Annotated in this window: 28 protein-coding genes; 3 read left to right on the top strand and 25 right to left on the bottom strand. The window is 57.2% G+C overall.

Going from position 1 to position 22,649, the window contains the following annotated elements:
• Positions 1-45: 45 nt before the first annotated feature.
• The 22 genes from gmk to KI236_RS02535 form a co-directional block, all read right to left on the bottom strand.
• A complete protein-coding gene (gene gmk / locus KI236_RS02640) occupies positions 46-642 on the bottom strand; it encodes a guanylate kinase (RefSeq protein ID WP_212819050.1) in 597 nt (198 codons plus the stop codon).
• Positions 639-905 carry a DUF370 domain-containing protein gene (locus KI236_RS02635; RefSeq protein ID WP_408059041.1) on the bottom strand — a complete coding sequence of 89 codons (267 nt, stop codon included), beginning with the start codon at positions 903-905 and terminating at the stop codon, positions 639-641. Before KI236_RS02635 ends, gmk begins: the two co-directional genes overlap by 4 nt.
• A 10-nt stretch (positions 906-915) precedes the next feature.
• Positions 916-1,794, bottom strand: a complete 879-nt coding sequence (locus tag KI236_RS02630; protein WP_212819046.1) for a YicC/YloC family endoribonuclease — start codon at positions 1,792-1,794, stop codon at positions 916-918.
• 22 nt (positions 1,795-1,816) lie between these two features.
• The gene (locus tag KI236_RS12290; protein WP_329958961.1) at positions 1,817-2,491 is read right to left on the bottom strand and encodes a J domain-containing protein; all 675 of its coding nucleotides are present in this window, start codon (positions 2,489-2,491) and stop codon (positions 1,817-1,819) included.
• Positions 2,481-3,386, bottom strand: coding sequence for a DUF5685 family protein (locus tag KI236_RS02620; protein WP_212819045.1), 906 nt, complete (start codon positions 3,384-3,386; stop codon positions 2,481-2,483). The genes KI236_RS12290 and KI236_RS02620 overlap by 11 nt, the downstream gene beginning before the upstream one ends.
• Positions 3,386-3,790 (bottom strand): SoxR reducing system RseC family protein, encoded by a 405-nt coding sequence (locus KI236_RS02615; protein ID WP_212819043.1) that lies wholly within the window; start codon positions 3,788-3,790, stop codon positions 3,386-3,388. Before KI236_RS02615 ends, KI236_RS02620 begins: the two co-directional genes overlap by 1 nt.
• Positions 3,791-3,805: 15 nt before the next feature.
• Positions 3,806-5,047 (bottom strand): CdaR family protein, encoded by a 1,242-nt coding sequence (locus tag KI236_RS02610; protein WP_212819041.1) that lies wholly within the window; start codon positions 5,045-5,047, stop codon positions 3,806-3,808.
• Positions 5,040-5,927 carry a diadenylate cyclase CdaA gene (gene cdaA / locus KI236_RS02605; RefSeq protein ID WP_228738074.1) on the bottom strand — a complete coding sequence of 296 codons (888 nt, stop codon included), beginning with the start codon at positions 5,925-5,927 and terminating at the stop codon, positions 5,040-5,042. The genes KI236_RS02610 and cdaA overlap by 8 nt, the downstream gene beginning before the upstream one ends.
• Positions 5,928-6,059: 132 nt before the next feature.
• Positions 6,060-7,208, bottom strand: a complete 1,149-nt coding sequence (locus KI236_RS02600; RefSeq protein WP_212819037.1) for an aminotransferase class V-fold PLP-dependent enzyme — start codon at positions 7,206-7,208, stop codon at positions 6,060-6,062.
• Positions 7,205-7,456 (bottom strand): DUF3343 domain-containing protein, encoded by a 252-nt coding sequence (locus KI236_RS02595; protein WP_212819035.1) that lies wholly within the window; start codon positions 7,454-7,456, stop codon positions 7,205-7,207. Before KI236_RS02595 ends, KI236_RS02600 begins: the two co-directional genes overlap by 4 nt.
• Before the next feature lie 116 nt (positions 7,457-7,572).
• Positions 7,573-9,531, bottom strand: a complete 1,959-nt coding sequence (locus tag KI236_RS02590) for a bifunctional 4-hydroxy-3-methylbut-2-enyl diphosphate reductase/30S ribosomal protein S1 (protein ID WP_212819033.1) — start codon at positions 9,529-9,531, stop codon at positions 7,573-7,575.
• Positions 9,522-10,127, bottom strand: coding sequence for a lysophospholipid acyltransferase family protein (locus tag KI236_RS02585; protein WP_212819030.1), 606 nt, complete (start codon positions 10,125-10,127; stop codon positions 9,522-9,524). Before KI236_RS02585 ends, KI236_RS02590 begins: the two co-directional genes overlap by 10 nt.
• Positions 10,124-10,804, bottom strand: a complete 681-nt coding sequence (cmk, locus tag KI236_RS02580) for a (d)CMP kinase (protein WP_228738073.1) — start codon at positions 10,802-10,804, stop codon at positions 10,124-10,126. The genes KI236_RS02585 and cmk overlap by 4 nt, the downstream gene beginning before the upstream one ends.
• A 2-nt stretch (positions 10,805-10,806) precedes the next feature.
• On the bottom strand, positions 10,807-12,060 hold the full coding sequence (locus tag KI236_RS02575) for a BaiN/RdsA family NAD(P)/FAD-dependent oxidoreductase (protein WP_329958960.1): 1,254 nt from the start codon (positions 12,058-12,060) through the stop codon (positions 10,807-10,809).
• Positions 12,044-12,907 carry a MurR/RpiR family transcriptional regulator gene (locus KI236_RS02570; protein ID WP_212819026.1) on the bottom strand — a complete coding sequence of 288 codons (864 nt, stop codon included), beginning with the start codon at positions 12,905-12,907 and terminating at the stop codon, positions 12,044-12,046. Before KI236_RS02570 ends, KI236_RS02575 begins: the two co-directional genes overlap by 17 nt.
• Complete coding sequence (locus KI236_RS02565) at positions 12,904-13,644, bottom strand: pseudouridine synthase (RefSeq protein ID WP_329958959.1); 741 nt, start codon at positions 13,642-13,644, stop codon at positions 12,904-12,906. The genes KI236_RS02570 and KI236_RS02565 overlap by 4 nt, the downstream gene beginning before the upstream one ends.
• Complete coding sequence (locus tag KI236_RS02560) at positions 13,635-14,456, bottom strand: D-alanyl-D-alanine carboxypeptidase family protein (RefSeq protein WP_212819024.1); 822 nt, start codon at positions 14,454-14,456, stop codon at positions 13,635-13,637. The genes KI236_RS02565 and KI236_RS02560 overlap by 10 nt, the downstream gene beginning before the upstream one ends.
• Positions 14,457-14,499: 43 nt before the next feature.
• Positions 14,500-14,892 carry a GerW family sporulation protein gene (locus KI236_RS02555; protein WP_212819022.1) on the bottom strand — a complete coding sequence of 131 codons (393 nt, stop codon included), beginning with the start codon at positions 14,890-14,892 and terminating at the stop codon, positions 14,500-14,502.
• Entirely contained in the window at positions 14,816-15,538 is a 723-nt protein-coding gene (locus KI236_RS02550; RefSeq protein WP_212819020.1) for a DUF2953 domain-containing protein, read from the bottom strand. Before KI236_RS02550 ends, KI236_RS02555 begins: the two co-directional genes overlap by 77 nt.
• A gap of 17 nt (positions 15,539-15,555) precedes the next feature.
• Entirely contained in the window at positions 15,556-16,137 is a 582-nt protein-coding gene (scpB, locus tag KI236_RS02545; RefSeq protein WP_408059040.1) for an SMC-Scp complex subunit ScpB, read from the bottom strand.
• Between the two features lie 12 nt (positions 16,138-16,149).
• The gene (locus tag KI236_RS02540; protein WP_212819018.1) at positions 16,150-16,923 is read right to left on the bottom strand and encodes a segregation and condensation protein A; all 774 of its coding nucleotides are present in this window, start codon (positions 16,921-16,923) and stop codon (positions 16,150-16,152) included.
• Positions 16,924-16,937: 14 nt separating this feature from the next.
• Positions 16,938-17,594, bottom strand: coding sequence for a site-2 protease family protein (locus KI236_RS02535; protein ID WP_228738072.1), 657 nt, complete (start codon positions 17,592-17,594; stop codon positions 16,938-16,940).
• 381 nt (positions 17,595-17,975) lie between these two features.
• Here KI236_RS02535 and KI236_RS02530 point away from each other — a divergent pair, with 381 nt between their 5' ends.
• On the top strand, positions 17,976-18,176 hold the full coding sequence (locus KI236_RS02530) for a hypothetical protein (RefSeq protein ID WP_212819016.1): 201 nt from the start codon (positions 17,976-17,978) through the stop codon (positions 18,174-18,176).
• 165 nt (positions 18,177-18,341) lie between these two features.
• Here KI236_RS02530 and KI236_RS02525 read toward each other — a convergent pair whose 3' ends face one another.
• A complete protein-coding gene (locus KI236_RS02525) occupies positions 18,342-19,208 on the bottom strand; it encodes a radical SAM protein (RefSeq protein ID WP_212819014.1) in 867 nt (288 codons plus the stop codon).
• A 136-nt stretch (positions 19,209-19,344) separates the two neighbouring features.
• Here KI236_RS02525 and KI236_RS02520 point away from each other — a divergent pair, with 136 nt between their 5' ends.
• The gene (locus KI236_RS02520; RefSeq protein WP_212819011.1) at positions 19,345-19,962 is read left to right on the top strand and encodes a single-stranded DNA-binding protein; all 618 of its coding nucleotides are present in this window, start codon (positions 19,345-19,347) and stop codon (positions 19,960-19,962) included.
• Between the two features lie 51 nt (positions 19,963-20,013).
• Here KI236_RS02520 and obgE read toward each other — a convergent pair whose 3' ends face one another.
• Positions 20,014-21,294, bottom strand: a complete 1,281-nt coding sequence (gene obgE / locus KI236_RS02515) for a GTPase ObgE (protein ID WP_212819009.1) — start codon at positions 21,292-21,294, stop codon at positions 20,014-20,016.
• A gap of 53 nt (positions 21,295-21,347) precedes the next feature.
• Positions 21,348-22,217 carry a rhomboid family intramembrane serine protease gene (locus KI236_RS02510; RefSeq protein WP_228738109.1) on the bottom strand — a complete coding sequence of 290 codons (870 nt, stop codon included), beginning with the start codon at positions 22,215-22,217 and terminating at the stop codon, positions 21,348-21,350.
• A gap of 181 nt (positions 22,218-22,398) precedes the next feature.
• Between KI236_RS02510 and KI236_RS02505 the strand changes: the two genes are divergently transcribed.
• The gene (locus KI236_RS02505; protein WP_212819007.1) at positions 22,399-22,572 is read left to right on the top strand and encodes a DUF6472 family protein; all 174 of its coding nucleotides are present in this window, start codon (positions 22,399-22,401) and stop codon (positions 22,570-22,572) included.
• The last annotated feature ends 77 nt before the right edge of the window (positions 22,573-22,649 follow it).

Below are 22,649 nucleotides of genomic sequence, written 5' to 3'. Positions count from 1 at the left end.
AATACTGTTAAAAATTCTTTTAGAATTTTCTTACAAACAAATGATTTACTCCACCAGCAGCTTTGCAATACGCTGAGGGGACTTACAGTGCTCCGCCAAGAGAATGGCCTTGAGCTGCTCCACGGCGCTGTCCACCGTGTCGTTGATAACGAAATAGTCGTAGGCATCCGCCATTTTCAGCTCCACCTTGGCACGCAGGAGCCGCTTTTGCACCTTATCTGCATCGTCGGTCCCGCGCTCGGTGAGACGGCGCTCCAGCTCCGACCAGGAGGGCGGCGCAATGAAGATGCGCACCGTTTCCGGGCGCTTGGCGCACACCTGCTGGGCCCCCTGAATCTCAATGTCCAGTATCACATCCCGGCCCTCATCCATGGCGGCATCCACATATTTTTTGGGTGTTCCGTAGAAATTGCCCACATACTCGGCGTACTCCAAAAACGCCTCCTCCTCGATCATCTTATGAAAATCCTCCGGAGCGATGAAGTGATAATGTACGCCGTCCAGCTCGTTTTCCCGGGGAGCCCGGGTGGTAGCGGATACGGAAAAATACAGATCCGGGTACTCCCGAAGCAGAGCGTTAAGCACCGTGCTCTTGCCCACGCCGGAAGGGCCGGAAATAATAAATGTCTTACCCTTAATCAAAGCAATTCCTCCCGTGTAAAGTCTTCTACCTTCATCCCCAAGCGGGGGGCCATTTTCTCCGTAGAGAGGGCCGACAGCACCACATGGTCGCTATCCATAATCAGCACCGCTGCGGTTTTTCGGCCGTAGGTGGCATCAATGAGCATACCGCTGTCCCGGGACTCCTGAATAAGCCGCTTCACCGGTGCGGAGTCGGGGCTGACGATGGCAATGAGCCGCTGAGCGGAGATAAGGTTTCCGAATCCGATGTTGATAAGATCCACTTTTCCCACCTCACTCTATATTCTGTACCTGCTCGCGGATCTTTTCTACCTCGGCCTTCATATTTACCACATCCCGAGCGATGGTCAGGTCATTGCACTTAGAGCCGATGGTGTTGCACTCCCGGTTTACCTCCTGAATGAGGAAATCCAGCTTCCGGCCCACAGGCTCGTCGCCGGAGAGCATGGTGCGAAGCTGGGACAGGTGGCTGCGCAGGCGCACGGTCTCCTCATCCACGGCGATCTTGTCGGCAAAAATAGCGGCTTCGGTCAAAATGCGACTCTCGTCGATGGTTGTGGATTGCAGCACCTCCCGCATCTTCGCCTCCAGTCGCGCCCGGTATTCACTGACCGTCTGGGGCGAACGCTCTTCCACCTTGGCCACAACACTCTCAATGGTGTCGGCCCGGCCTGCAATATCGCTAAACAGCTTCTCCCCTTCCACACTGCGCATCTGCCGGTGGGCAGTCAGGGCCTCCTCCAGCACGGCGCAGATGTCGGCGGAGATCATCTCCAGGTCCTCCTCCGCCTTGGTCACAGCCAGCACATCGGGGAACCTGGCCAGGGTAGCCGCGCTCAGCTCGTCCTCCAGGGAGAACATCTCCCGCAGACGGCTCAGCGCCTGATAGTAGCTCCGGGCCAGTGGCTCATTCACCTGTACCACCGTTTGGTCGGCGGTCACGGCATCCACGGTGACGAATACATCCACCTTACCTCGGGAGATGTACTTTTGCACCAAGGCCTTCATGGCGTCCTCGGCGAAAATATAGGCCCGGGGCATTTTCACGGTGCAGTCCAGATACCGGTTGTTCACCGACCGGACCTCCACAGTGATGTTTCTTCCGTTGCGCTCCTGACGAGCGCGTCCATAACCGGTCATGCTTTTGACCATTTTCCATTCCTCCTCTATCCCGTCAGCAGAAGAACACTCTTCCGCCTCCGCACAAACAGTTTACGCAAATCAGTGTACCGCAGATCTTGGTGCATTCGTCGCTTCCGAATGTGCCAGTGGTACGGTTGCCATAGCCCTGGGGGCGGTAAGTGTTGCCCCGGCCCTCCATAATGTCCAGCGCCCGGCGATACTCCGGGTTGTTCGGTGCCATCTGCACCGCCGTCTCATAGTAGCGCTTAGCCTCATCCATCCATCCCTTACGGTAGCAGATGACACCCTTGAGGAAATTCCACTCGGCGTTGTGGTCACTCATAGCATTGAGCAGCTCCTCGGCCAGGTTCAGATTTCCCTGCTGAATGGTCATGCGTACCCGGGAAAAAGCCGGGTCGCCGCCATAGGCGCCACCATAGGCGCCACCATAGGCGTTACCATAGGGATTGCCGTAAGGGTTTGCGTATCCTCTGCCTGCATAGGTGCCACTGTAAGAGCCGCCGGCGGTGCCGTTTTTGCGCATGGTCTGCACCTGCTCGTAGGCCTCGTTGATCTCCTTCATCTTCTCCTGGGCCACATCGGCCAGGGGCGAATCGTGATAGTTATCCGGGTGATATTTTCGCGCCAAATTGCGGTAAGCTTTCTTTATCTCTTCGTCGGTAGCGGTACGGGGTACACCCAGCACCTCATAGGGGTCACGCATCATCGGGTCCTGCCTTTCCTTTTGCGTTCTCTGTCTTTTTTGCTTTTTTACGATAGGTTCCGTTGAGTACGGCACTTCCCACCGCATACAGTCCCTCGTATAGGACGCTTTCTATTATGCCCCTCCAGCAGCCGAAGTCCGCCAGCTCAAAGGCTGCGGCCATGGCTCGGACGGAAGCATCCAGGGTTTGGGCTACACGCTGCTTGTCCTGCTCCGATAGCTGCCCGTCCGCCGATCCGTAGCGCAGCAGAAGAGGATTATAATTTCCGCTCCTGCTATCCTTCTTCAGGTCGTCCAGGGCATCGACCAAATAGATCCACCGCCCCAGATGATACAGCAGCTCCTCCAGCACCCGGCGCCTGTCGGCACTACTCTCCAGGTCTGCCAAATCTCGCAGCAGCAGGGCAAAAGCGTCCGCCGCCCGGTCCGGCACAGGGCATTTTTCCCTTTCCAGTGCGGATAAATATTGCAGTCTCTCCTGCATCCGCTTGTCCAAATCCGGGCGAAATTGCCGTGCCTTTCGGTAAGCCGGCCGCAGAAGCAGAGCCGAAAGCCTGTATTTAAGTCCCCGAAAGAGCCCATGATCCTCCACGCCGTCCCGAAGCTGCCACCAGGTGAGCAGGACGCTCACATCCGCCGCCGCATCCAGGGCCGCCGTCTCCCGGCAGAAGCATCGACGGCGTATCGGGTGAACCAGGCATCGCTTCTCGTCGCATCGGGGTACATTCCCCTCTGACAGAAGCATAGCCAAAAACACCAGATCATAGTTTAGAATCATCCTTGCCGCCAGGCCGTAGCGCCGGCCCAAGGTGTGACACAGGCCGCAGTAGCAGGCCCTGTACCGCGCCGATTCCTCCTCCGTCAGTTTGTCCGGGGAAATATGAACATATCCGAACATCAGAACAGGCGCACAACGGTATAGGTCAGTATCTCGTGGCGCTTGGCATAGCGGTCATAGAAAATACTGGGGAGAAAGGCCACGGCGGCTGCAGCAATGGCGATGATATAGCGGGTGGACTCCGCCAGCCCCTCCGACAGAAAGTATCCCAGCAAGAAGGCAATCACCGGCAGCAAATACACCAGTGCCACCACGCCCAAGAGCTTCTTCGTCTCACTCTGGACCACCACCTTGTCCCCGGGATTCACACCCACCGGGTCGCTGGCCCTTGCGTGGATGGCCGCCCCGGTCATGCCACAGCCGGCGCACTCCTCACAGTCGTGTCCGCAGGCAGACTTCCGGGGTACGGAAATCTCCACAAAGCCCGGCTCCAATTTTTTTTCCACTGTTGCGATCTGCGTCATGTTCCGTTCCTTTCGCTAATAAGTCGTGGATGTGCCGCTCTCCAGCTTCACATTCACCTGATAGGTGCCCTTTGCACTTATATTTTTATATCCGTTCACCACAATGTTCACCGGCAGGGTGTACTCTCCCTCGGCGGTAAGGCTGGAGAAGTCGATGACCGCAATGATATTGTCCTCGGTCACAGCCTCTATTTCCGCCGCCAGGCCCCGAATGGTCACCTGGATGCTCTCTGTGGTGCAAATCCCCGTAAAGCCATCAGGCACCCGCTCCACCTGGAAGTGGCTGACGGTAACGGTTTTCTCCGTCACACCGGTCACGGTGAAGGTAACGGTCGCGCTGTGATTATCGCCCACGATCTCCGTTTTTTCCGGCGCCAGGATCTCATAATACATGGTCTGAGTCTCGGAAATATCCTGCAAATACACCGTATCCAGGGCAATACTCTGAATGGCGTCCAGCACATCCTTTTCTCCCGCCAGTGTCACGGACTTGGGGTCTATAGAGAAGCTCACCTGATCCCGCGTAGAGCCAGCCGACTCCCGCACGATCATCTCCAGCGGCACCTCCTTGGTGGTCTTAATGGGTACACGCACCTGCACCAGCTTCACCGTGGGCCGAATGGCGGCATTGTCCACCTCGATGTTATTATAGTCATAGAGCTTAAAGGCCAATGCATTCTCATAGGACTTATCGCTGCCGGTGACATCTACGGTGACCTTGGCATAGCTGATATTTATCAGGTCATCCCGCTGACCGTGGAGCAGGATCTTATTCGTATCCAAAATAGGATCCTCAGCGTAAAAATCCTTCTTAGGCGTGCCGGTGACCTCGCACACCAGCGGCACCTCCGTGGAGTACAGCTCCCCTACCGTCACCGTCACTCGGTATGCGCTGGCCCAGTCTACGGTGATAGAGTTTTTCGATACCCCGTCGGGATAAATCACCTGATAGGTCAGGCTTTGGGAGCCCACCTCCGTAATGGAACTGGTGTCCACCACGATGCGAATGTCATCCTTGTCGATTTGCCAGAGCTGGCGGCGGGGACCCTTGAGAGTCAGGTCGATGGTGGTGTCATAGCCCGACAGCAGCATCAGGCCCTTGTCCGCCAAGGTGGTGCTCTCCCCGGAGAATTCCACAGGGATGTCCTTCACCTTCATAGGCACGCTGGGCTGGCGCACGAGGTCCACATACAGCCAAATGGCGATGGCGGCCAAAATGGATATAGCGATGCGCACCACTTTGCGTTTCTTACTCATCCTCGTCGCCTCCCTTCTGCTGACGGATACGCCGCAAGAACCAGGGCGGATCTTTTCGGGCTTCCGTCTCCTGCTCCGGAGCGGGCATCAGCTCGTTTTTCAGCAGCTTAGACAGGGTCTCGGGCATTAAGTGCCGCTTGAGCATCCCGCCGATGGCCACGGAAATGGAACCCGTCTCCTCGGAAACGATCACCACCACCGCATCGGAGTTCTCGCTCATGCCGATACCGGCCCGGTGGCGCATACCCAGATCCCGGCTCAAATTCACATTTTTCGACAGCGGCAGCATACAGCCTGCGCCCAAAATACGCCCGTTGCGAATGATAACCGCGCCGTCGTGCATAGGCGCCTTCACGAAGAAAATATTTTTCAGCAGCTCACTGGACACCCTTGCATCCAGCTCCGTACCGCTGCGAAGCATGTCGTTAAGCACCAAGCTGCGCTCAAACACAATAAGCACGCCCGTACGGGACTGGGACATCTCCGTGCAGGCCACCACAGTCTGGTCGATGGCCTTTTCCAGCTCGGTGCTCCGCTGCTCCGGTGTCAGGAAACGCAGCAGTCGGATATTCTTGCTGCCAAGCTGCTCCAGGCCCCTGCGCAGCTCCGGCTGAAACACCACAAACAGGGCCAAAACGCCCCACTCTACTACATAGCTGAGGATGTAGTTGATCCCCCGCAGATTCAGCAAAGAGGACAGCCACAGCGCCAAAATGAAAATCACGATCCCCTTGAGGATATTCTCGGCCCGGGTGCTGCGCACCAGGCTCAGCAGCTTATAGATGGCAAAGGACATAATGGAAATATCCAGCACATCCGTAATGCGGATCAGCGTCAGGTATCGCCATATATTTTCCAGCACAGAAATGATAGAATCCACAGTCTGCTCCTTTCCTGTACAATAGAATTCCATAGGTAATACTTATTATATAAGAATCCCGGGAAAAAAGCAATAAAAACTATCCGATTTTCTTTGTTATATCGAAATAAACATCCCAAAAACCATCCAAGATCAGGACCGGCTCCCACTGCTTTCGTTTTCTCGAAGAATAGCGGTAAGCTCCCGCAGGAAAGTGTCGATGTGCCGGGGCGTGTTGAAAATCGAAGGGCTCAGACGCACGGTCCCCGTTTCCAGGGTCCCGGCAGTTCGGTGGGCCAAGGGCGCACAGTGCAGCCCCGAGCGCACGGCGATCTGCCTTCGTGCCAGTTCCTCGCCAATCTGCTCGCTGTCCATTCCCCGGACCCGGAACGACAGCACCCCTGTCTGTGACCGCCCCTTCCCATCGGTAAAAACCTCCACCCCCGGCAGTGCCGCAAGACCCCGGGCTGCCCGGCGGGTCAGGCGGATTTCATGGTCCGCGATGTTCTCCGTTCCCATCCGGGTCACGAACCTAAGTCCCTCTAAAAGCCCCGCAATTCCCGGCATATTGTGGGTCCCCGCCTCTAGCCGATCCGGCAGATCCGAGGGCATGGTCTGCATTCTCGAGGCGCTCCCTGTTCCGCCGAAAAGCAGGGGGCTTGCCTCCCCGCCGCACAGCAGCAGTCCCATTCCCTGGGGGCCGTAAAGGCCTTTGTGCCCCGGCATTGCCACGAAGGCCGCTCCCCAGTCCGAAAGCGTCACCGGGAGTATCCCCGCGGACTGGGACGCATCCACGATCAGCGGCGTATTGTACCGCCTGCACAGCTGCGCAATCGCCTCCACCGGCTGCACGCACCCGAACACATTGGATACATGGTTGCACACCACCGCATCCACGCCCCGGCGCAGGGCTCTGTGAAATCCATCCAGTATCTTCTCCGGCGCAAATAGCGGCGCGTCCGCCACAATCATTTCCACCCCCGGAATGCTGTGCAGCACCCTTGTCACGGCGTTATGCTCATATCCGCTGATGGCCACCCGTCCGCCGGGCCGCACCAGGCTTCGAATGGCAATGTTCAGCCCGTGGGTAGCATTGGAGGTAAAGACCACCTGGTCCGGTGTCGGAACCTGAAACAGCCCCGCTGCCGCCTCCCGGCAGGCAAAGGCCGTCTGTTCCGCTCGCCGGGAGGCCGGATAATTCCCGCGTCCCGGAGACGACATAGTCCCCACCGCCCGGGCCATAGCCCTGGCCACCTCCGGAGGCTTTTCCAAGGTTGTGGCTCCGCTATCCAGATAGATCATACCCTCACCTCGCGGTAGCCATCCCCCTGTTTTTCGTGGACCGAAAGGGGTGTCAGACCTCCCCGATGCAGGCAGTCCATCGCCTGCCATAGCTTCTCGCGCCTTATTTTTACCGCATAGCTGCATCCGTACTCCGTCAGTCCCACGGGAGAGCGGAATATTTTCGCCCAAATGCCGCAGTTTTCCAGCAGATGCATCATCCGCTGCGCCTGGGTGACAGAGCGTGCTATGATGATCACATATTCCATGGTGCCATTCCTCCTCATGCCATATTTTATGTATCCCAGGCTTACGGTGACACCCCGGAAAGCGCAAAAGATCCGGCACCCGTAATCAGGTACCGGATCCGTTATAAATGCAGGAATTACTCCTCGACCTCAGCCTCGTCGGCCTCGTCCTCGTGGCTGCCCAGCAGAGCGCGGATAGACAGGGAAATCTTCTGCTTCTCCTCGTCGATAGCGGTGATCTTGGCATCCACCATCTGGCCCTCGGACAGAACATCACCGGGCTTCTCAATGCGGCGGTCGGCGATCTGGGAAATGTGGATCAGACCATCCACACCGGGAACTACCTCAGCGAAAGCGCCGAAGGTCATCAGCTTCACGATGCGCACATTGGCCACATCACCCACATGATAAGTCTCCATGAACTTATCCCAGGGATTGCAGGAGCGATCCTTCACACCCAGAGAGATCTTGTGCTTCTCGGGGTCGAAGGAAATGACATACACATCCAGGGTGTCGCCCACAGAAACCACCTCAGCGGGGTTCTTGATGCGGGACCAGGACAGCTCAGAGATATGTACCATGCCGTCCACACCGCCGATATCCACGAACACGCCATAGCTGGTCATGGACTTCACGGTGCCGGTGTAGTGCTTACCCACCTCGATGCTCTCCCAAATAGCAGCCTGGGCAGCCTGACGGGCCTCGAACTGCACGGCACGGATGGAGCCAACCACGCGGCGGCGGGCACGGTTGACCTCGGTAATACGCAGGGAAACGGTCTGACCGATCATCTCGCTGAGGTCAGCGCCCCGGGGCTGGCCGCTCTGGGAAGCGGGCACGAACACGCGCACGCCCTTCACATTGACGACGATGCCGCCCTTGTTCTCCTCGGTGACCTTGCCCTCCAGGGTGGTCTTGTTCTCCCGGGCAACCTCGATGTCCTCCCAGACCTTCACAGCGTCCAGACGCTTCTTGGAGAGCATAGCGTAGCCTTCCACATCGTTCACGCGGATGATGTAGGTCTCGATCTCGTCGCCTACCTTCACCACATCCTCGGGCTTCACATTGGGATCAGCACTCAGCTCATCCACGGAAATGTAGCCCGCCTGCTTGCAGCCCAGATCCACCTGTACCTCGGTGGGGCCGACAGCCGTCACGATACCGGTTACCTTCTCTCCTGTATTTAAAGTCTTAAAAGATTTTTCCAGCAGTTCCTCGAAGCTTTCCTCGTTGGATTCCATGTTCTTGATTTCTTCGCTCATCGTTGTATATACCTCCTTAATGATGCCCGCTGGCGTAGACGCGCCGGCCGTAAGACCTGCCACAAGACATCCCTCAAAAAGTTCTGACGAGAGCTCACCGGCCCGCTCAATTTGAACGACCCGTCCGCATTTCTCCCTGCAAATCTCTGCTAAATGCTTGGTATTGGCACTTTTACGGTCTCCAACAACGACCATGACATCCACCTGAGCCGCCAATTCGGCCGCCTCAGTTTGACGCCTATGCGTAGCATTACATATTGTATCAAATATTTTTGCATTTGTACACTGTTTTTTTAAAATTTCTTTGGAACTTTCCCAAATTCCCTGTACACAGGTGGTTTGAGCCGTCGCCGTAAGGGGCATATTCCGGCGGGAAGGCTCCTCGTTGAGCCAATTTTCCAGCTCCCGGGGCCCCGGCAGAATCACCGACCGCTCCGACCAGCTGGCCGCCCCCAGCACCTCCGGATGGTGCATCTCCCCGATAATCAGGGGCGTTCTCCCCTCCTCCTGGGCCTGCGCCACCAGCTGCTGAATGCGCAGTACATTGGGGCAGGTGGCGTTGACGCACGTCGCGCCTATAGCCGCCAGCCTCTCAAAAACCTCTTTTCTCTCCCCGTGGGAGCGGATAACCACCGTCTCGCCGGGGCGCACCTGATCCCAAGAATCCACCTTGCGCATTCCCAGGGCCTCCAGCTCCGCCACCACATTGGCGTTATGGATAATGCTTCCCAGCATTACGCTGTGCCGGCATTTTTTCGCCGTCTCCCGGGCCATGTCCACGGCCCGCTTCACGCCGTAGCAAAATCCGGCGCTCTCAGCCATCATCACCTGCATGGCGCACCTCCCAGAGCATAGGCCCGGCGCATAACCTCGTCCGCGTTGGCCTGGTATTCCTCCGCCGTACCCTTTCTCCCGGTATACTCCGGGGCAAAGGGCTTGCCGAAAATAATAGGCACCTTGGCAAAGAGCCGCTTTTTCACGCCAATATACACCGGCAGCAGCTTAGCTCCGGACCGAATGGCAATCATAGCGATGCCGCCCTTGGGGCGAACGGTATTCTTCTTTCCCCGTACCCGGGTCCCCTCTGGAAACACCATAAGCATCGCCCCGTCCTTTAGGGTCTGAATGGAGTTTTTCACCGCACCGATATCCGAGTGGCCCCGGTCCACCGGGAACACGCCCATTTTCCGCAGGAAAGAACGAAGAATGGGAATTTTAAAAAGCTGATTCTTCCCCATAATGCGCAAATTGACCTCCCGCCCCAGGGCGCAAATAAGCAAAATAGGGTCCCAGTTGCTGCTGTGGTTGGGGCACAGCACCACCGGCTCGTCCTTAGGCACATTCTCCAGTCCCTCCACCGCAATGGGGTGCAGGAAGGTGGCCATAGGGGCCAAAATATCATAAGCTTTGGCGTAAAATTTGCTGCTCATGGCTGCGTCCGCCTCCTGATAACCTGCAAAATCGCATCCTTGCTCTGGGCAAAGTCCATGTTTGTGGTGTCCACCACCACCGCGTCCTCGGCCGGACGCAAAGGGGCGGCAGAGCGATGGCTGTCCGCCCAATCCCGCTGCTCCATTTCCTCGAGAACCTGCTCATAGGGCTTGGGCGTTCCTCGCTGCTCCAGCTCCAGAGTCCGCCGTCTTGCCCGAACCTGTACATCCGCACAGAGGAAAATTTTTACCTGGGCATTCGGCAGCACCACGGTGCCGATGTCCCGGCCATCCATGATAACGCTGCTGCGCCGGGCCATGTCCCGCTGCATCTCCAGCAGGAAAGCCCGCACTGCCGGGATAGCCGACACTGCCGAGGCATACATGGAAATCTCCGGCAGGCGGATCTTCTCCGTCACATCCGTCCCGCCCAGAAACATTCTTTGCAGGCCGTCCGCTCCATAGCGCATATCCACCTGTACCTCCGGCAGCACCGCTGCCACAGCCCTCTCGTCCTTAGGGTCGATACCCTGGGTAAAAATATAGTATCCGATGGTGCGGTAGATGGCGCCGGTATCCACATACACGATGCCCAGCTCCTTGGCCACCTCCTTGCTCAGGGTGCTTTTTCCCGCACCCGAGGGGCCGTCCACGGCCACGGAATAAATATTGCTCACGGTCATCTCTCTCCTTCTTCCTCTGCGGCGGCCAATCCTGCCGCCCGTCCTGTAGACCAGGCGATCTGCAAATTAAATCCGCCCGTATATGCATCCACATCCAGAATTTCTCCGGCAAAATACAGCCCTGTTATCAGCTTCGACTCCATGGTGCCGGGGTTCACCTCCCCCACCTTCACGCCGCCGGAGGTAACAATAGCCTCCGCCACCGGTCTGGGACCCGAAACGGACAGGGTGAAATGCTTCAGCTCCTGTAAAAGAGCCCGTCTCTGCTCCTTTTTAAAGGAGTTTGCCTTTAGCTCCGGGTCAATATGCAGCCGCGTGCAAAGCACCGGCACCATGCTGGTAGGTACCAGCGACAAAAGAACATTCTCCATGTTGCGGTTGCTCTGCTCCCGCAGCTCCCGCAAAAGCCGCTCCTCCAGCTTTTCCTCCGAAAGAGCCGGTTTTAGGTCAATAGACAGCGAATAGGTATGCTTGTCCCAGTCCCGCAAATGGGCGCTGGCCGACAGCACCAGCGGCCCCGACACACCGAAATGGGTAAACAGCATTTCACCGAACTCACTGAATACCGTCTTTTTCTTCTCATTCACCGCCGTGAGCTGCACATTTTTCAGCGCCAACCCCTGCATTATTCCGCAGCAGGTATCATCACTCACCAGCGGTACCAGAGACCCGTGGGGTGCAACAATGGTATGTCCCAGCTCCCCGGCTATGCGGTAGCCGTCCCCGGTGGAGCCTGTCCCCGGATAGGACACGCCCCCAGTGGCTAAGACCGCCGCCCGGCACGGATATTCGCCTTTTTCCCCCGCCACGGCCTGCACCGCACCGTCGGCCGTCAGCACCGAAACCGCCCGGTCATGCACCCAGCGCACGCCCAGCCTTTCCAGCCGCCGCTTCAGGGCCCCGGACACATCAAAGGCACAGTCTGACACGGGAAACACCCGGTTTCCCCGCTCCGTTTTCAGCGGCACACCCAGCCCTTCAAAAAAGGCCATGGTCTCCCCGCTTCCGAAATGGGAAAAGGCACTGTATAGAAATCGTCCGTTTCGGGGAATGTGGGCCATCAGCTCCTCCATAGAGCAGTTATTGGTCACATTACACCGTCCCTTCCCGGTGATATTCAGCTTCTTGCCCAGCCGCTGGTTGGGCTCCAGCAGGCAGACCCTTGCCCCCTGCTCCGCCGCGGCGATAGCCGCCATCATGCCGGCTGCTCCGCCGCCTATGACCGCAATATCCTTACTCATCGTCCTCATACCCGAAAATCTCATACCGGGACCACACGCGTTCCATCTCCGCAAAGGTCTCCGCCGTCTCCGCGCTCTTCTGCTTGCCCACCGCAACTATAAGCGCATTGAGCAGGCTCACCGGTGCCGCCATGGAGTCCACAAAGGAGATCATCTCGCAGTGAACCAGCAGTGAGGCCACTGAAAGGGTGTAAAGGGGAGACATTTTACTGTCCGTGATAGCTATGACTTCTGCGCCTCTGTCCCTGGCAAAATGTACTGCGCTCATGGTCAGCTTAGAGTACCGGGGAAAGCCGATAGCCAGCAGCACATCCCCGGGCCCGATGCGCAGCATTTGGTCAAAGATCTCTCCCGCAGCGCTCTGCACCAGCGTCACATTTTCAAAAATCAAATGGAAATAAAAATTTAAATACCCGGCCAAAAAGGAGGACGACCGCACACCCAGGATATAAATGCGCTTAGCCCGCACCAGCTTCCCCACGACCCGGTCAAATTCCGTCCGATCGATGCCGTCGATGGTGCTGCGGAGGGTGTCCATATCCTGCTGCATGACGCTTCCGGCAATGTCCCCGCTATTGATTTGATCGCCGGAGGCCTCAATGCGCTGGAGGCTGGTGAGCTTTCCTCGCACCAGCTCCTGCAAGGCCTTCTGCATAGCGGGATACCCGTCGTAGCCCAGCTGGGAGGCAAAGCGCACCACCGTGGACTCGCTGACCTGGGTAATCTGCCCCAGTCGGCAGGCCGTCATATTGGAGGCCTTGTCACAGTCTGTGAGTATGTAGTTTGCGATCCGCTTCTGCCCCTTGGAGAATCCATCCATACCGTTACGGATCCTGTGCAGCACATTGTCGTTCATTTTTTCTCGCTCTCCTTTAGCCTCATTCGTTCTTCCTCTGTCAAGGCTCTCCACTTGCCACAGGGCAAGTCTGCTAAATATATTCCATGCTCCGCGATGCGCTCCAGCCGTGTGACCGTAAGGCCTGCCTGGCGGCACATCCGCCGTATCTGTCGGTTTTTTCCCTGGTGAATGGTGATAAGCAGCACGGCGCTCTCCCCCATCTCCCGGTCCAGCTCCACCTGCGCCGGGGCGATGGGCTCTCCCTCCAGGGTATCCATGGTCTGAAGCTGCGGAATGCCCCGCCGCCAGTCTCCCTGCACCGTCACCCGGTACAGCTTGCTCACCTCAAATTTCGGGTGGATGAGCCGCTGCATTAAATCTCCGTCATTGGTAAAAAGCAGCAGGCCCTCCGAGTCCTTATCCAGCCGCCCCACGGGAAACACCCGCTTCCCGCAGTCCGCTACCAGGTCGGCGACAGTCCGGCGGCCAAGCTCATCTTTCAGGGTAGTCACATAGCCCCGGGGCTTGTTCAGCATCAGGTAGACTTTCTCTCCATCACCTGTCAGGGGCTTTCCGTCCACCTCAATGCAGTCACATTCCGGGTCCGCCTGCTCTCCCGGCCGGGCCGGCAGACCATTCACCGTCACACGCCCGTCCAGCATCCACTGCTCAGCCGTGCGCCGAGAGCAAAGCCCTGCCTGGGCCATTAACTTTTGCACCCGCTGGCGCACCGCGTCACCTGCTTTCAAATCCAAAATCGTTCTTTTCTCCCACAGGCCGCCGCCGTCTCTGCCGCGTCGGCCCGGGAAAAGCCGAATTCATACAGTGCCCTGTGGTCGGCCCAGTCGTTGCCGTCCTGCAGGGTCACCGCCACCAGCGTCCGCCCCTCCCGCTCCACGCAGGATACCAGCGTCCGTCCGGCAGCCTTGGTGTAGCCGGTTTTCATGCCCATACACCCCTCCACTTCCCGGAGAAGCCGGTTGTGGTTGGTCATGGTACGGCCTCCCACATGGGCCGTCGTCGTAGAGCAAATGCGCAGAAAAGTGGGCTGCTTCGAAGCATAGGACGCCAGCTTTGCCATGTCCCGGGCCGTGGAGTAGTGCGCCTCCCCATCCAACCCGTTGGGATTTTCAAAATGACTGTCCGTCATTCCAATGCGTCCGGCCAGACGATTCATGGCCCTAACGCATGGCTCCACCCCGCCGCAGGCCTCTGCCAGTGCCAGGGCTGCATCATTGCCGGAGGCAAGGAGCAATCCGTAGAGCAGGCACTCCACCGTCACCTCTTCCCCCGGCTTCAGGTACATAGACGACCCCTCTGCCATGTGCTCTTGGGTCACCTTGACCGTACTGCGCAGCTCGCAGCTCTCCAGCACCACCAATGCCGTAAGGATCTTGGTGGTGCTGGCCACCAGCATCCGCCTGTCGGGATTCTTTTCGTACAGGATGCGCCCCGTGTCCGCGTCCATCAGTACCGCCGCCGTGGCCGAAATGTCCACAGCCCAGGCCCGCTGCGCCAGCAAAAAAAGCATCGCCAGCACAGCCGCCGCCACGCGCCTGCCCTTCATGCACCCTCCCCCTTTTTATTGTGGATGGTGCCAGTATACGCTGTTAAAATTCGGTAGTTTCCTTCTTTTTGTCAATAAAGCTCTCCACCCGGTCCATAACCTGAGGGATCATCTCAATGACCCGGTCCGCCGTACCCATGGCAGGAATAGCCACCGGCATCACCCGGGTCACACCGTCCTTCACCACCAAAAACGCCACCGGGTCCACCTTCACGCCTGCCGCCGTACCGCCGGCAAAATTCTTCCCGTCGGTCACCTTACCGAAATCGCTGCCGCCGCAGCTAAAGCCAAAGCTCAGCCGGGAAACAGGTACCAAGGTCACCCCGTCCGGCGTGGTAATGGGCTGCCCGATGACCGTGTCACTGCTCACCATCTCCCGCACCTTGCTCATGGCGGTCTCCATCATTTCGCTGAGGTTGGTTTTCTTGTTTTCCATTTTTTTCATCCTTTCTTGGCAGGCTGTCTGTACCCTTCGCCGCAGGCTGCGGCTGTTTTCTCAAGCGTAAAAACCATTTAATAAGCGGTATACCGCAGGCAAAGCCCATGACTGTCAGGTCCCATATCCGGGCTGTAATGCCCACTTTGCCCCGCACCCTCGTCTCGCCGCCCTGCAGGTCCGGCTCCAGGTGTATGTGCGCATCCGGCATCTGCACCAGCTCCGTAAGTACCGGCATCACCGTCCACATGGCGGCGTTGAGCTTTCCGTAGAGAATGGCCGTGTCCGCCGGGTCCTCCCCGCCGATGACCGCCGAAATCTCCATAGGTGAGATACGGATGCGCCGAAAGGTCATCCTTAGCCCCTTTTTCGCAATGCCCCATAGCTCCGGCAGCCCCCTCAGGATCGCCCGACCCGTGATCTTCGGCATCTTCTTTTTGGACTTTTCCTCTTTTCTCTTCTTGGGAGGCTTTTCTTTTTTCGGCTTTTTCGCCTTTTCTTTCCTCGGCAACACCTGCACCCGCACAGGCCCCAGCCGAAGGGTCACCCCGGTCTCCTCGCCGAAAACCATCTCTGCGCCCACCCGGCTCAAAAAGATGACCAGCAAGAGGAAAAGCACGATTCCCACTATCCACAGCGCCGTCAATGGCCTCGCCCCCTCTCTCAGGTGTTGGTCTCGTCGCTGATGGTTCCGTCGTTTTCCAGCCGCAGCTGTCCGTCGTTTTCCAGACCCGGCATCTCCGGCAGGTCCTCCAGAGAGCTCAAATGGAACGCCCGAAGAAATTCCTTCGTTGTGCGATACAGACGGGGCCGCCCCGGCACCTGCAAGGTGCCGCATTCCTCGATCATATGCCGCTCCAGCAGCAGTCCCACGGTATAGGAGCTGTCCACCCCGCGAATTTGGTCAATATAGGCGCGAGTGGTAGGCTGATAATAGGCCACAATGGTCAGCACCTCCAGCGCCGGCTGGGAGAGCTTGGCAGGCTTGCGTATCTCAAAGGCGCGGCGTATGCAGTCGGCATACTCCGGCGCCGAGCAGAGCTGCCAGGTGTCCGCCATGCGGATAAGCCGTATTCCCCGGCGCTCAAAGCTGTAGTAATCCGCCAGCTTTTGCAGCACCAGCTCCGCCGTGGTCCGGTCCAGGTCCAGAGCCAGGCAGATGCGGTCAATATGCACCGGCTCGCCGGAGGCAAATAATATCCCCTCCAGCGCCGCCTCTATTTCATTCATTTCCAGTATTTCCATAAAGTCGCTCCCTTACACCTCGCTGTCCTTCTCGCAAGACACCATGCAGTCCTCCGGCCCACCGGCCAGACGCAGAACATGCTTTCTGCATAGCTCCAGCACCGCCATAAAGGTGGCCACCAGCTCACTGCGGCTGCGGCTGCCCTTGAATAAAAGCAAAAACCGTGTAATGCCTGCCAGCTTTACACGCCGCACGATTTCAGCGGATTTCTCCTCCACCGAGTACGGCTCTCGCTTCACGATGTCCTCAAATACCGTCAGCTGCGGCTGCCGGGCCATGTCCCGGCGATCCAGCATTTCCTGCATGGCAATGGCCAACTCCCCGGGCTCATGGTCATACTCAAAAACCTTGCCCCGCTTCACAGGCTCCGGATTTTTGGTGAAAATATTCCGGCCGAACTCGCCCATGGGCCCCAACTTTTCCGTAAGCCTGCGAATTTTCTGGTAGCACTCGCCTCGCTGCCGCTCCTGGAGGGACTGGATCAGGGCGTCCATCTCACTCTGGGCCTCCTCGTCCTCAATCGAGAGGAGCATACGGGTCTTAATGTACATCAGGTGCGCCGCCATAGTCACAAATTCGCTGGCTACCTCCAGGTCCATCTGCTGCCGCTTTTCCAGGTACGCCAGGTACTGGTCCAGGATCAGCGCAATGGGAATGTCCTGAATCTCGATTTTATTTTTACTCAGCAGGAACAGGATCAGGTCAAGGGGCCCCTCAAAATCCTCCAGAGGCTCTGCCGCCTTGCTCTGCACCACTTTTTCCAATTTGAAAATCGGATTGTCCAAAACTTTTTTCTCCCTTATAAGCCGACCACACGGCAAAATAGATCAAAAACCCAACTAATAGCCTGAGAAAGAGCGTTGCTGCCCACATCGAAAAACACCAGTGCAAAAAGTACCAGCATCCCATACCGCTCATAGCGCATAAGCTGATCATAGGCCCGGTCCGGCAGTACCGCAAACAGTACCTTGGACCCGTCCAGCGGCGGGATGGGCACCAGGTTGAAAAGCCCCAAGCCGATGGAAAGGATAGCCACCATCAAAATGAAATCCAAGATCCGCTGGTTTGCCTCCGAATACGAGGCTACATCGCAAAAAATGCGGGCCCCCAGCAGCATGATAAGCGCCAATAGAAAGTTGCTCATCGGCCCCGCCAGGGCCGTCAGGGCCATGCCCTGCTTAGGCTTTTTGAAGTAGTTGGGGTTCACCGGCACAGGCTTGGCCCAGCCAAAGCCCGCTAAAAACATCATCAGCAGGCCGAACCAGTCAATATGCCGCAGGGGATTCAGGCTCAGCCTGTGCGCCTGCCTGGCGGTGGGGTCGCCCAGAGCATAGGCCGCCAGGCCGTGGCAGGTCTCATGCACCGTCAGGCACAGAAGCACCGCCGCCAACCGCAGCAGCATATCCCACAGTGAGCCGAAATCCAATGCCGCCCACAAATTATTCAAATAGTGCAAGCCAACACTCCCCCATCTTCATATAGAAGCTTATTATAGCAAAAAACGCTCACCATTTCAAGCGCAATCCGTCACCCTTCCCATTCGTTACAATTCCGTAGTAAAATTTGAAAAATGTAACACTTTTGTTTCCGAAATTGTGTCAATTTGTTGCGGCCTTGTAAGGAAAACCGTCCTTCTCTCTGCTATAATGGAATCATCAAAAAAGCATGAAAGGAAGTGTCCTCTATGTCACAGGCCGAGCTGGATGCCCTGCTGCGTACCCTCAAGGAAATGAATGACTCCCTCATACGAATTGCCCGGGCCTTAGAGGCTCTCCCTACCCGCTTGTAAACCATTAATCCTTGATAAATTTTAAAATAAAAATAGGAGGAATGTAGCATGAAACAGATGAAAACCATCCGTAACCTGATCGTATTGTTGACGGCGATCTGCTTCGCCCTGGCTGTCGTTGCCTTCTTCCTGCCTCACGGTGTGGGAACGGTGTGCGCCATCGGTACTGTGGCTCTGGCAGCTCTGGTGCTGATCCTGTGCCTGGCCTACGGCCTCCTCTACTTCGGTCAAAAACACACCGCCGCATAAGAAAAGCAATAAAAAAGTATAAAAACCGTCGCAGTCTCACCTGCGGCGGTTTATCCTATTTGTCTCAGCATTTCGTAGGGGCGACCCTTGCGGTCGCCCGCTGTAAATTGTGCAGGGGCGGGGTTTTACCCCGCCCCTGGCACTTCTTGTCCCGCACACGCGCCCTCACAGCGCGCGCATAAATTCGTCCTTCAGTCCCTGACCTGCCAGCCCTTGCCGCACCTGCTGCAAAAGTCTCTCCCGGTCCTGGTTCAGCGTTCCCTTCAGCGTCAAATAATTGGACGCATGATTCATACGAAAAACGCTGCCGGGGCTGTCAATGTGCTGCAAAAACAGCTCCATCTCCTGCATCACCTCCACCGGGCTCAGCACATGGAAGCTGCCCTCCCGCACCCACTTTTCCAACGGTGTCCCCGGCTCCACCATCAGCGTCAGCAGTCCGATATATTCCGGGTTCATTGCGTTAAAGGCTCGGGCTGTCTCCACCGCATGCTCCCGCCACAGTTCCCGGCTTCCCAGCCCTGAGATAGCCGTCACGGAAAGCTGCAGTCCGCACCGTCGGGCCTTCTGCCCGGCCTCGATGATTTGGGCCGCTGTGTGCCCCTTGTCCATACGCTCCAGCACGGCATCACAGCCGGATTCCAGGCCCATGTATACCATTTTCAGGCCCTTTTCCCGCAGCAGCCGCAGCTCCTCCTCGGACTTAATTTGGATGCTGGTGGGCGAAGCATAGCAGGTCACCCGCTCACACTCAGGAAACAGACCATACACCAGCCCCAGGATCTCCACCAGATCTCCGGTCCTGCGCATCAGCGCATCACCGTCTGCTAAAAACACCCGCTCCACGTGCCGATAGAGCCGCCGGGCCGTCTCGAAATCCTCCCGAATCTCCTCCATAGGACGCATGGCAAAGTTCTTGTCGTCATACATGTCGCAAAAAGCGCAGCGGTTGTGGCTGCACCCGTAGGTCACCTGCACAATAAGGCTGTACGCCTCACTGGGCGGCCTGTATACCTTTCCTTTATATCGCACGGTTTTCGTTCCTTTCGTTTTGGTAGTGCGTTTATTATACAATATTCTGCGCCCCTTGAAAAGAGCATATTCTCTCTTTTGCCGCATATAGTGTCCCATGGAAATCTACCGTCAAAGCGAAAGGAATGGTCAAGCCATGGAGGATTGCTATAATCATGTCGAATTATGCGGCGGGGTACTCACGGCCCCGGAGCCGTCTCACACCAATCACGGAGAATCCTTTTATCGCTTCCTGCTGTCCGTGCCCCGGCTTTCCGGCCTCAATGACGAGCTGCCGGTGCTGGTACGGGAGAGCCTCCTGCCCGCGGATCTCTCCCCCGGCGACACCGTGACGCTCCTGGGCCAGCTCCGCTCCTTCAACAACCGCAGCGGTATCGGGCAGCGTCTGGTCCTCTCCGTCTTTGCCCGCAGTCTTGTCAAATCCCCCGGCGCAGAGATAAAAAATCACATTCGTCTGTGCGGCGCCGTGTGTAAGCCCCCAGTTCTGCGCAGCACCCCTCTGGGCCGGGAGATTTGTGACCTGCTGCTGGCTGTAAATCGCCGCTGCGGTCGCTCCGATTACCTGCCCGTCATCTGCTGGGGCCTGCTGGCCCGGCAGGCGGCGGAGCTTACCACCGGCGACAGCTTCTGCGCTGAGGGCCGGGTCCAGAGCCGGGTGTACTTAAAGGTAGTAGACGGCGAAACCCAGCAGCGCACCGCCTATGAGGTCTCTGTCATGCACATGGCAAACCGTGAGGATTTTCCTCCGGAATAGCAAAAAAAAGATGCGTAGGGCTTTGTCTCCTGCGCATCTTTTTTCACGGTATCAATGCTGATATTCAAATTCCAGATTGTACATGGACACAATGTCCCCGTCCTGAATGCCCATCTGCTCCAGCCGGTCAAACAGCCCGCTCTGGCGCAGCATCTTGTCAAAATACATCCGGCTTTCATAGTCGGAGAAATTGATGTTGGCCATGAGCCGCTGCAGCCACGGCCCCTCCACCAGCCAGGTGTTGTCCTCCACATGGATGGTAAGCGGCTGGGAGGTGTCCACCTCCGGAGGCCGGGGCACATACTCCGGCTCATACACCACCACCGGCGGCAGCTGCGAGAGCATCCGGCCAATGGTCTGTACCAGCTCCCGGGTCCCCTGGTGGGTAGCTGCGGACATCTCCAGGAAGGTGTAGCCCGCCTCCTCCACATGCTTTTTTAGCGCATCCAGCTGCTCCGGGTCCTGCAAAAGGTCCGTCTTGTTGCCCACCACGATCTGAGGCCGCCGGGCAAGCTCCGGAGAATAGTTTTTCAGCTCGTCATTGATAGCATCAAAGTCTGCCACCGGGTCCCGACCCTCGCTGCCGGACACATCCACCAGGTGGACCAGCAGCCGACACCGATCAATGTGCCGCAGAAAATCGTGGCCCAGGCCCGCGCCTTCGCTGGCTCCCTCGATGATGCCAGGAATGTCCGCCATGACGAAGCTGACCCCGTCATCCACATATACCACACCCAGATTAGGATAAAGGGTCGTAAAGTGGTAGTTGGCGATTTTCGGATGTGCCTTGCTCACAACGCTGAGTAGCGTGGATTTCCCCACATTGGGAAAGCCCACCAGGCCCACATCCGCCAGCAGCTTCAGCTCCAATATCACATCATGGCTCTCACCGGGGAGTCCCGCCTTGGCAAACCGCGGCACCTGCCGGGTAGGGGTGGCAAAGTGCTGGTTACCCCAGCCGCCCCGACCGCCCTTGCAAAGGATAAAGGGCTCCTTGTCCGACATATCCTTGATAATTTCGCCGGTCTCCGCGTCCCGGATCAGGGTTCCCCGAGGCACCCGGATGGTCAAACTCTCACCGTCCTTGCCGCTCTTGCGGCCGCCCTGCCCGTCCACACCGTTTCCGGCCACATATTTGCGCTTATAGCGGAAGTCCATCAGGGTGGACATATTGTCGTCCACCTGCACGATGATGCTTCCCCCGTTGCCGCCGTCTCCGCCGTCGGGTCCTCCCGCCGCAATGTATTTTTCTCTGTGAAAGGCCACCGCCCCGTTGCCGCCGTTTCCGGCCCGAACGGTGATGCGTGCCTTGTCAATAAATCCGTTAGCCATAGCTCTACCTCTCAGAACAATTTACCCTATTCTATCGAAAAAAGCCATATCCGTCAAGGCTCCTCTGTGAAATGCACATGAGAGAAAATATGATCCTGACAGAAGCAGTGGTACCCGGCGCATTTGCTGCAATAGCGGAACTGCAGATCGGGATAATCTGTGTCCGTGCGACCACACACGGCGCATTTGTGGTGGTAGGGCGCATTCTGCTGCTGCTTTTGCGCCTGGTGTACCGTCCGCCGGAAATTCACGGCTCCCGCCGAGTGGCGGTACTGGGTCTTTCGGCGTATATAGTGAATATAGGGCGTGGCAAACAGGGCGAAGTTCAGCAGGGCCAGCACCGGGGTGATGGCCCCCACCAGATTTCCGGACAGGATAGCTCCCACGATCTCAATGGCAAAGAACGCCCCGTCGATAATGGCCAGCCACTTGATTTTGATGGGAATGATGAAGAACAGCAGCACCGTCATATCCGGAAACAGCACCGCAAAAGCCAAAAACATAGACAGGTTCACATACCCCGTCCCCGCCAGGGTCAGATAGTGGTTGCCGCTGATAAGGCTGGTGAGGATCACGCCCACCACCGTCAGGGCCGCACCGCCCAAATAGTACAAGGTAAACTTAGGCGTTCCCCACTCCCGCTCCAGGGTCGAGCCGATCCAGTAGTAAAAATACAGAGCGATGAGCAGGGCAAAGGGGCTGCTGTATCCCGGAACAAAGATGTAGGTCGCGATCCGCCAGATCTCGCCGTGAAGCAGACCGTTTAGATTAAAGGCCAAAAAGTCCAGCGCCGCCGCATCGGTATTGCGGCTGAGCATAGACAGGAAATACACCACCACATTGCCGATAACAATGTACCGCATCAAATTCGGGATGCCAAACCGGGGATGTCGCGCACAAAATCGCTCCACCGCATCATACATTTTCTTCAAAAGGAAGTCCTCCTATTTTCATTTTCACCTTATTGTAGCCGAATGTCGGACAAAAGTCATTACTTTTCTTTGAATTTTTTCCCGTCTGCGAAAAACCTCCCCCGTTGACGGCAACTGTGCCGCGGGGTATAATGATCCCACAGACAGCTTCTGCCCGGAAAGGAGGTCTCCCATGAGCACCAAATGCGAAACCTGCGTGTACTATTCCTATGACGAGGAATACGACGATTATATTTGCGAAATGGACCTGGATGAGGACGAAATGGTTCGCTTTCTCTCCGCCCGTGCCGATGCCTGTCCCTATTGGCGTCCCGGTGATGACTACCGTACCGCCCGCAGGCAGTAACCCATAATACTTTTGCCGGAAAACCCCGCCGTTTTTTCGAAAATCTCAATATACCAAGGGAGAGAGGCCCGCGCCCC

The organism is Vescimonas fastidiosa (genome assembly GCF_018326305.1).
Taxonomy (GTDB): Bacteria; Bacillota; Clostridia; order Oscillospirales; family Oscillospiraceae; genus Vescimonas; species Vescimonas fastidiosa.
Note: the sequence above shows the minus strand (reverse complement) of the source record. Positions and strands in the feature narration are given on the sequence as shown.

Coding starts and splice junctions, on each gene's coding strand:
- KI236_RS02510 (WP_228738109.1), bottom strand. CDS start 22,217: ATGTATGATGCGGTGGAGCGATTTTGTGCGCGACATCCCCGGTTTGGC.
- KI236_RS12290 (WP_329958961.1), bottom strand. CDS start 2,491: ATGATGCGTGACCCCTATGAGGTGCTGGGTGTACCCCGTACCGCTACC.
- KI236_RS02630 (WP_212819046.1), bottom strand. CDS start 1,794: ATGGTCAAAAGCATGACCGGTTATGGACGCGCTCGTCAGGAGCGCAAC.
- obgE (WP_212819009.1), bottom strand. CDS start 21,294: ATGGCTAACGGATTTATTGACAAGGCACGCATCACCGTTCGGGCCGGA.
- KI236_RS02615 (WP_212819043.1), bottom strand. CDS start 3,790: ATGACGCAGATCGCAACAGTGGAAAAAAAATTGGAGCCGGGCTTTGTG.
- KI236_RS02560 (WP_212819024.1), bottom strand. CDS start 14,456: ATGAAGGGCAGGCGCGTGGCGGCGGCTGTGCTGGCGATGCTTTTTTTG.
- KI236_RS02620 (WP_212819045.1), bottom strand. CDS start 3,386: ATGTTCGGATATGTTCATATTTCCCCGGACAAACTGACGGAGGAGGAA.
- KI236_RS02600 (WP_212819037.1), bottom strand. CDS start 7,208: ATGATCTATCTGGATAGCGGAGCCACAACCTTGGAAAAGCCTCCGGAG.
- KI236_RS02520 (WP_212819011.1), top strand. CDS start 19,345: ATGGAGGATTGCTATAATCATGTCGAATTATGCGGCGGGGTACTCACG.
- KI236_RS02555 (WP_212819022.1), bottom strand. CDS start 14,892: ATGGAAAACAAGAAAACCAACCTCAGCGAAATGATGGAGACCGCCATG.
- KI236_RS02530 (WP_212819016.1), top strand. CDS start 17,976: ATGAAACAGATGAAAACCATCCGTAACCTGATCGTATTGTTGACGGCG.
- KI236_RS02570 (WP_212819026.1), bottom strand. CDS start 12,907: ATGAACGACAATGTGCTGCACAGGATCCGTAACGGTATGGATGGATTC.
- KI236_RS02585 (WP_212819030.1), bottom strand. CDS start 10,127: ATGAGCAGCAAATTTTACGCCAAAGCTTATGATATTTTGGCCCCTATG.
- KI236_RS02575 (WP_329958960.1), bottom strand. CDS start 12,060: ATGAGGACGATGAGTAAGGATATTGCGGTCATAGGCGGCGGAGCAGCC.
- KI236_RS02595 (WP_212819035.1), bottom strand. CDS start 7,456: ATGGAATATGTGATCATCATAGCACGCTCTGTCACCCAGGCGCAGCGG.
- scpB (WP_408059040.1), bottom strand. CDS start 16,137: ATGGAAATACTGGAAATGAATGAAATAGAGGCGGCGCTGGAGGGGATA.
- KI236_RS02610 (WP_212819041.1), bottom strand. CDS start 5,047: ATGAGTAAGAAACGCAAAGTGGTGCGCATCGCTATATCCATTTTGGCC.
- KI236_RS02590 (WP_212819033.1), bottom strand. CDS start 9,531: ATGCAGGTGATGATGGCTGAGAGCGCCGGATTTTGCTACGGCGTGAAG.
- KI236_RS02505 (WP_212819007.1), top strand. CDS start 22,399: ATGAGCACCAAATGCGAAACCTGCGTGTACTATTCCTATGACGAGGAA.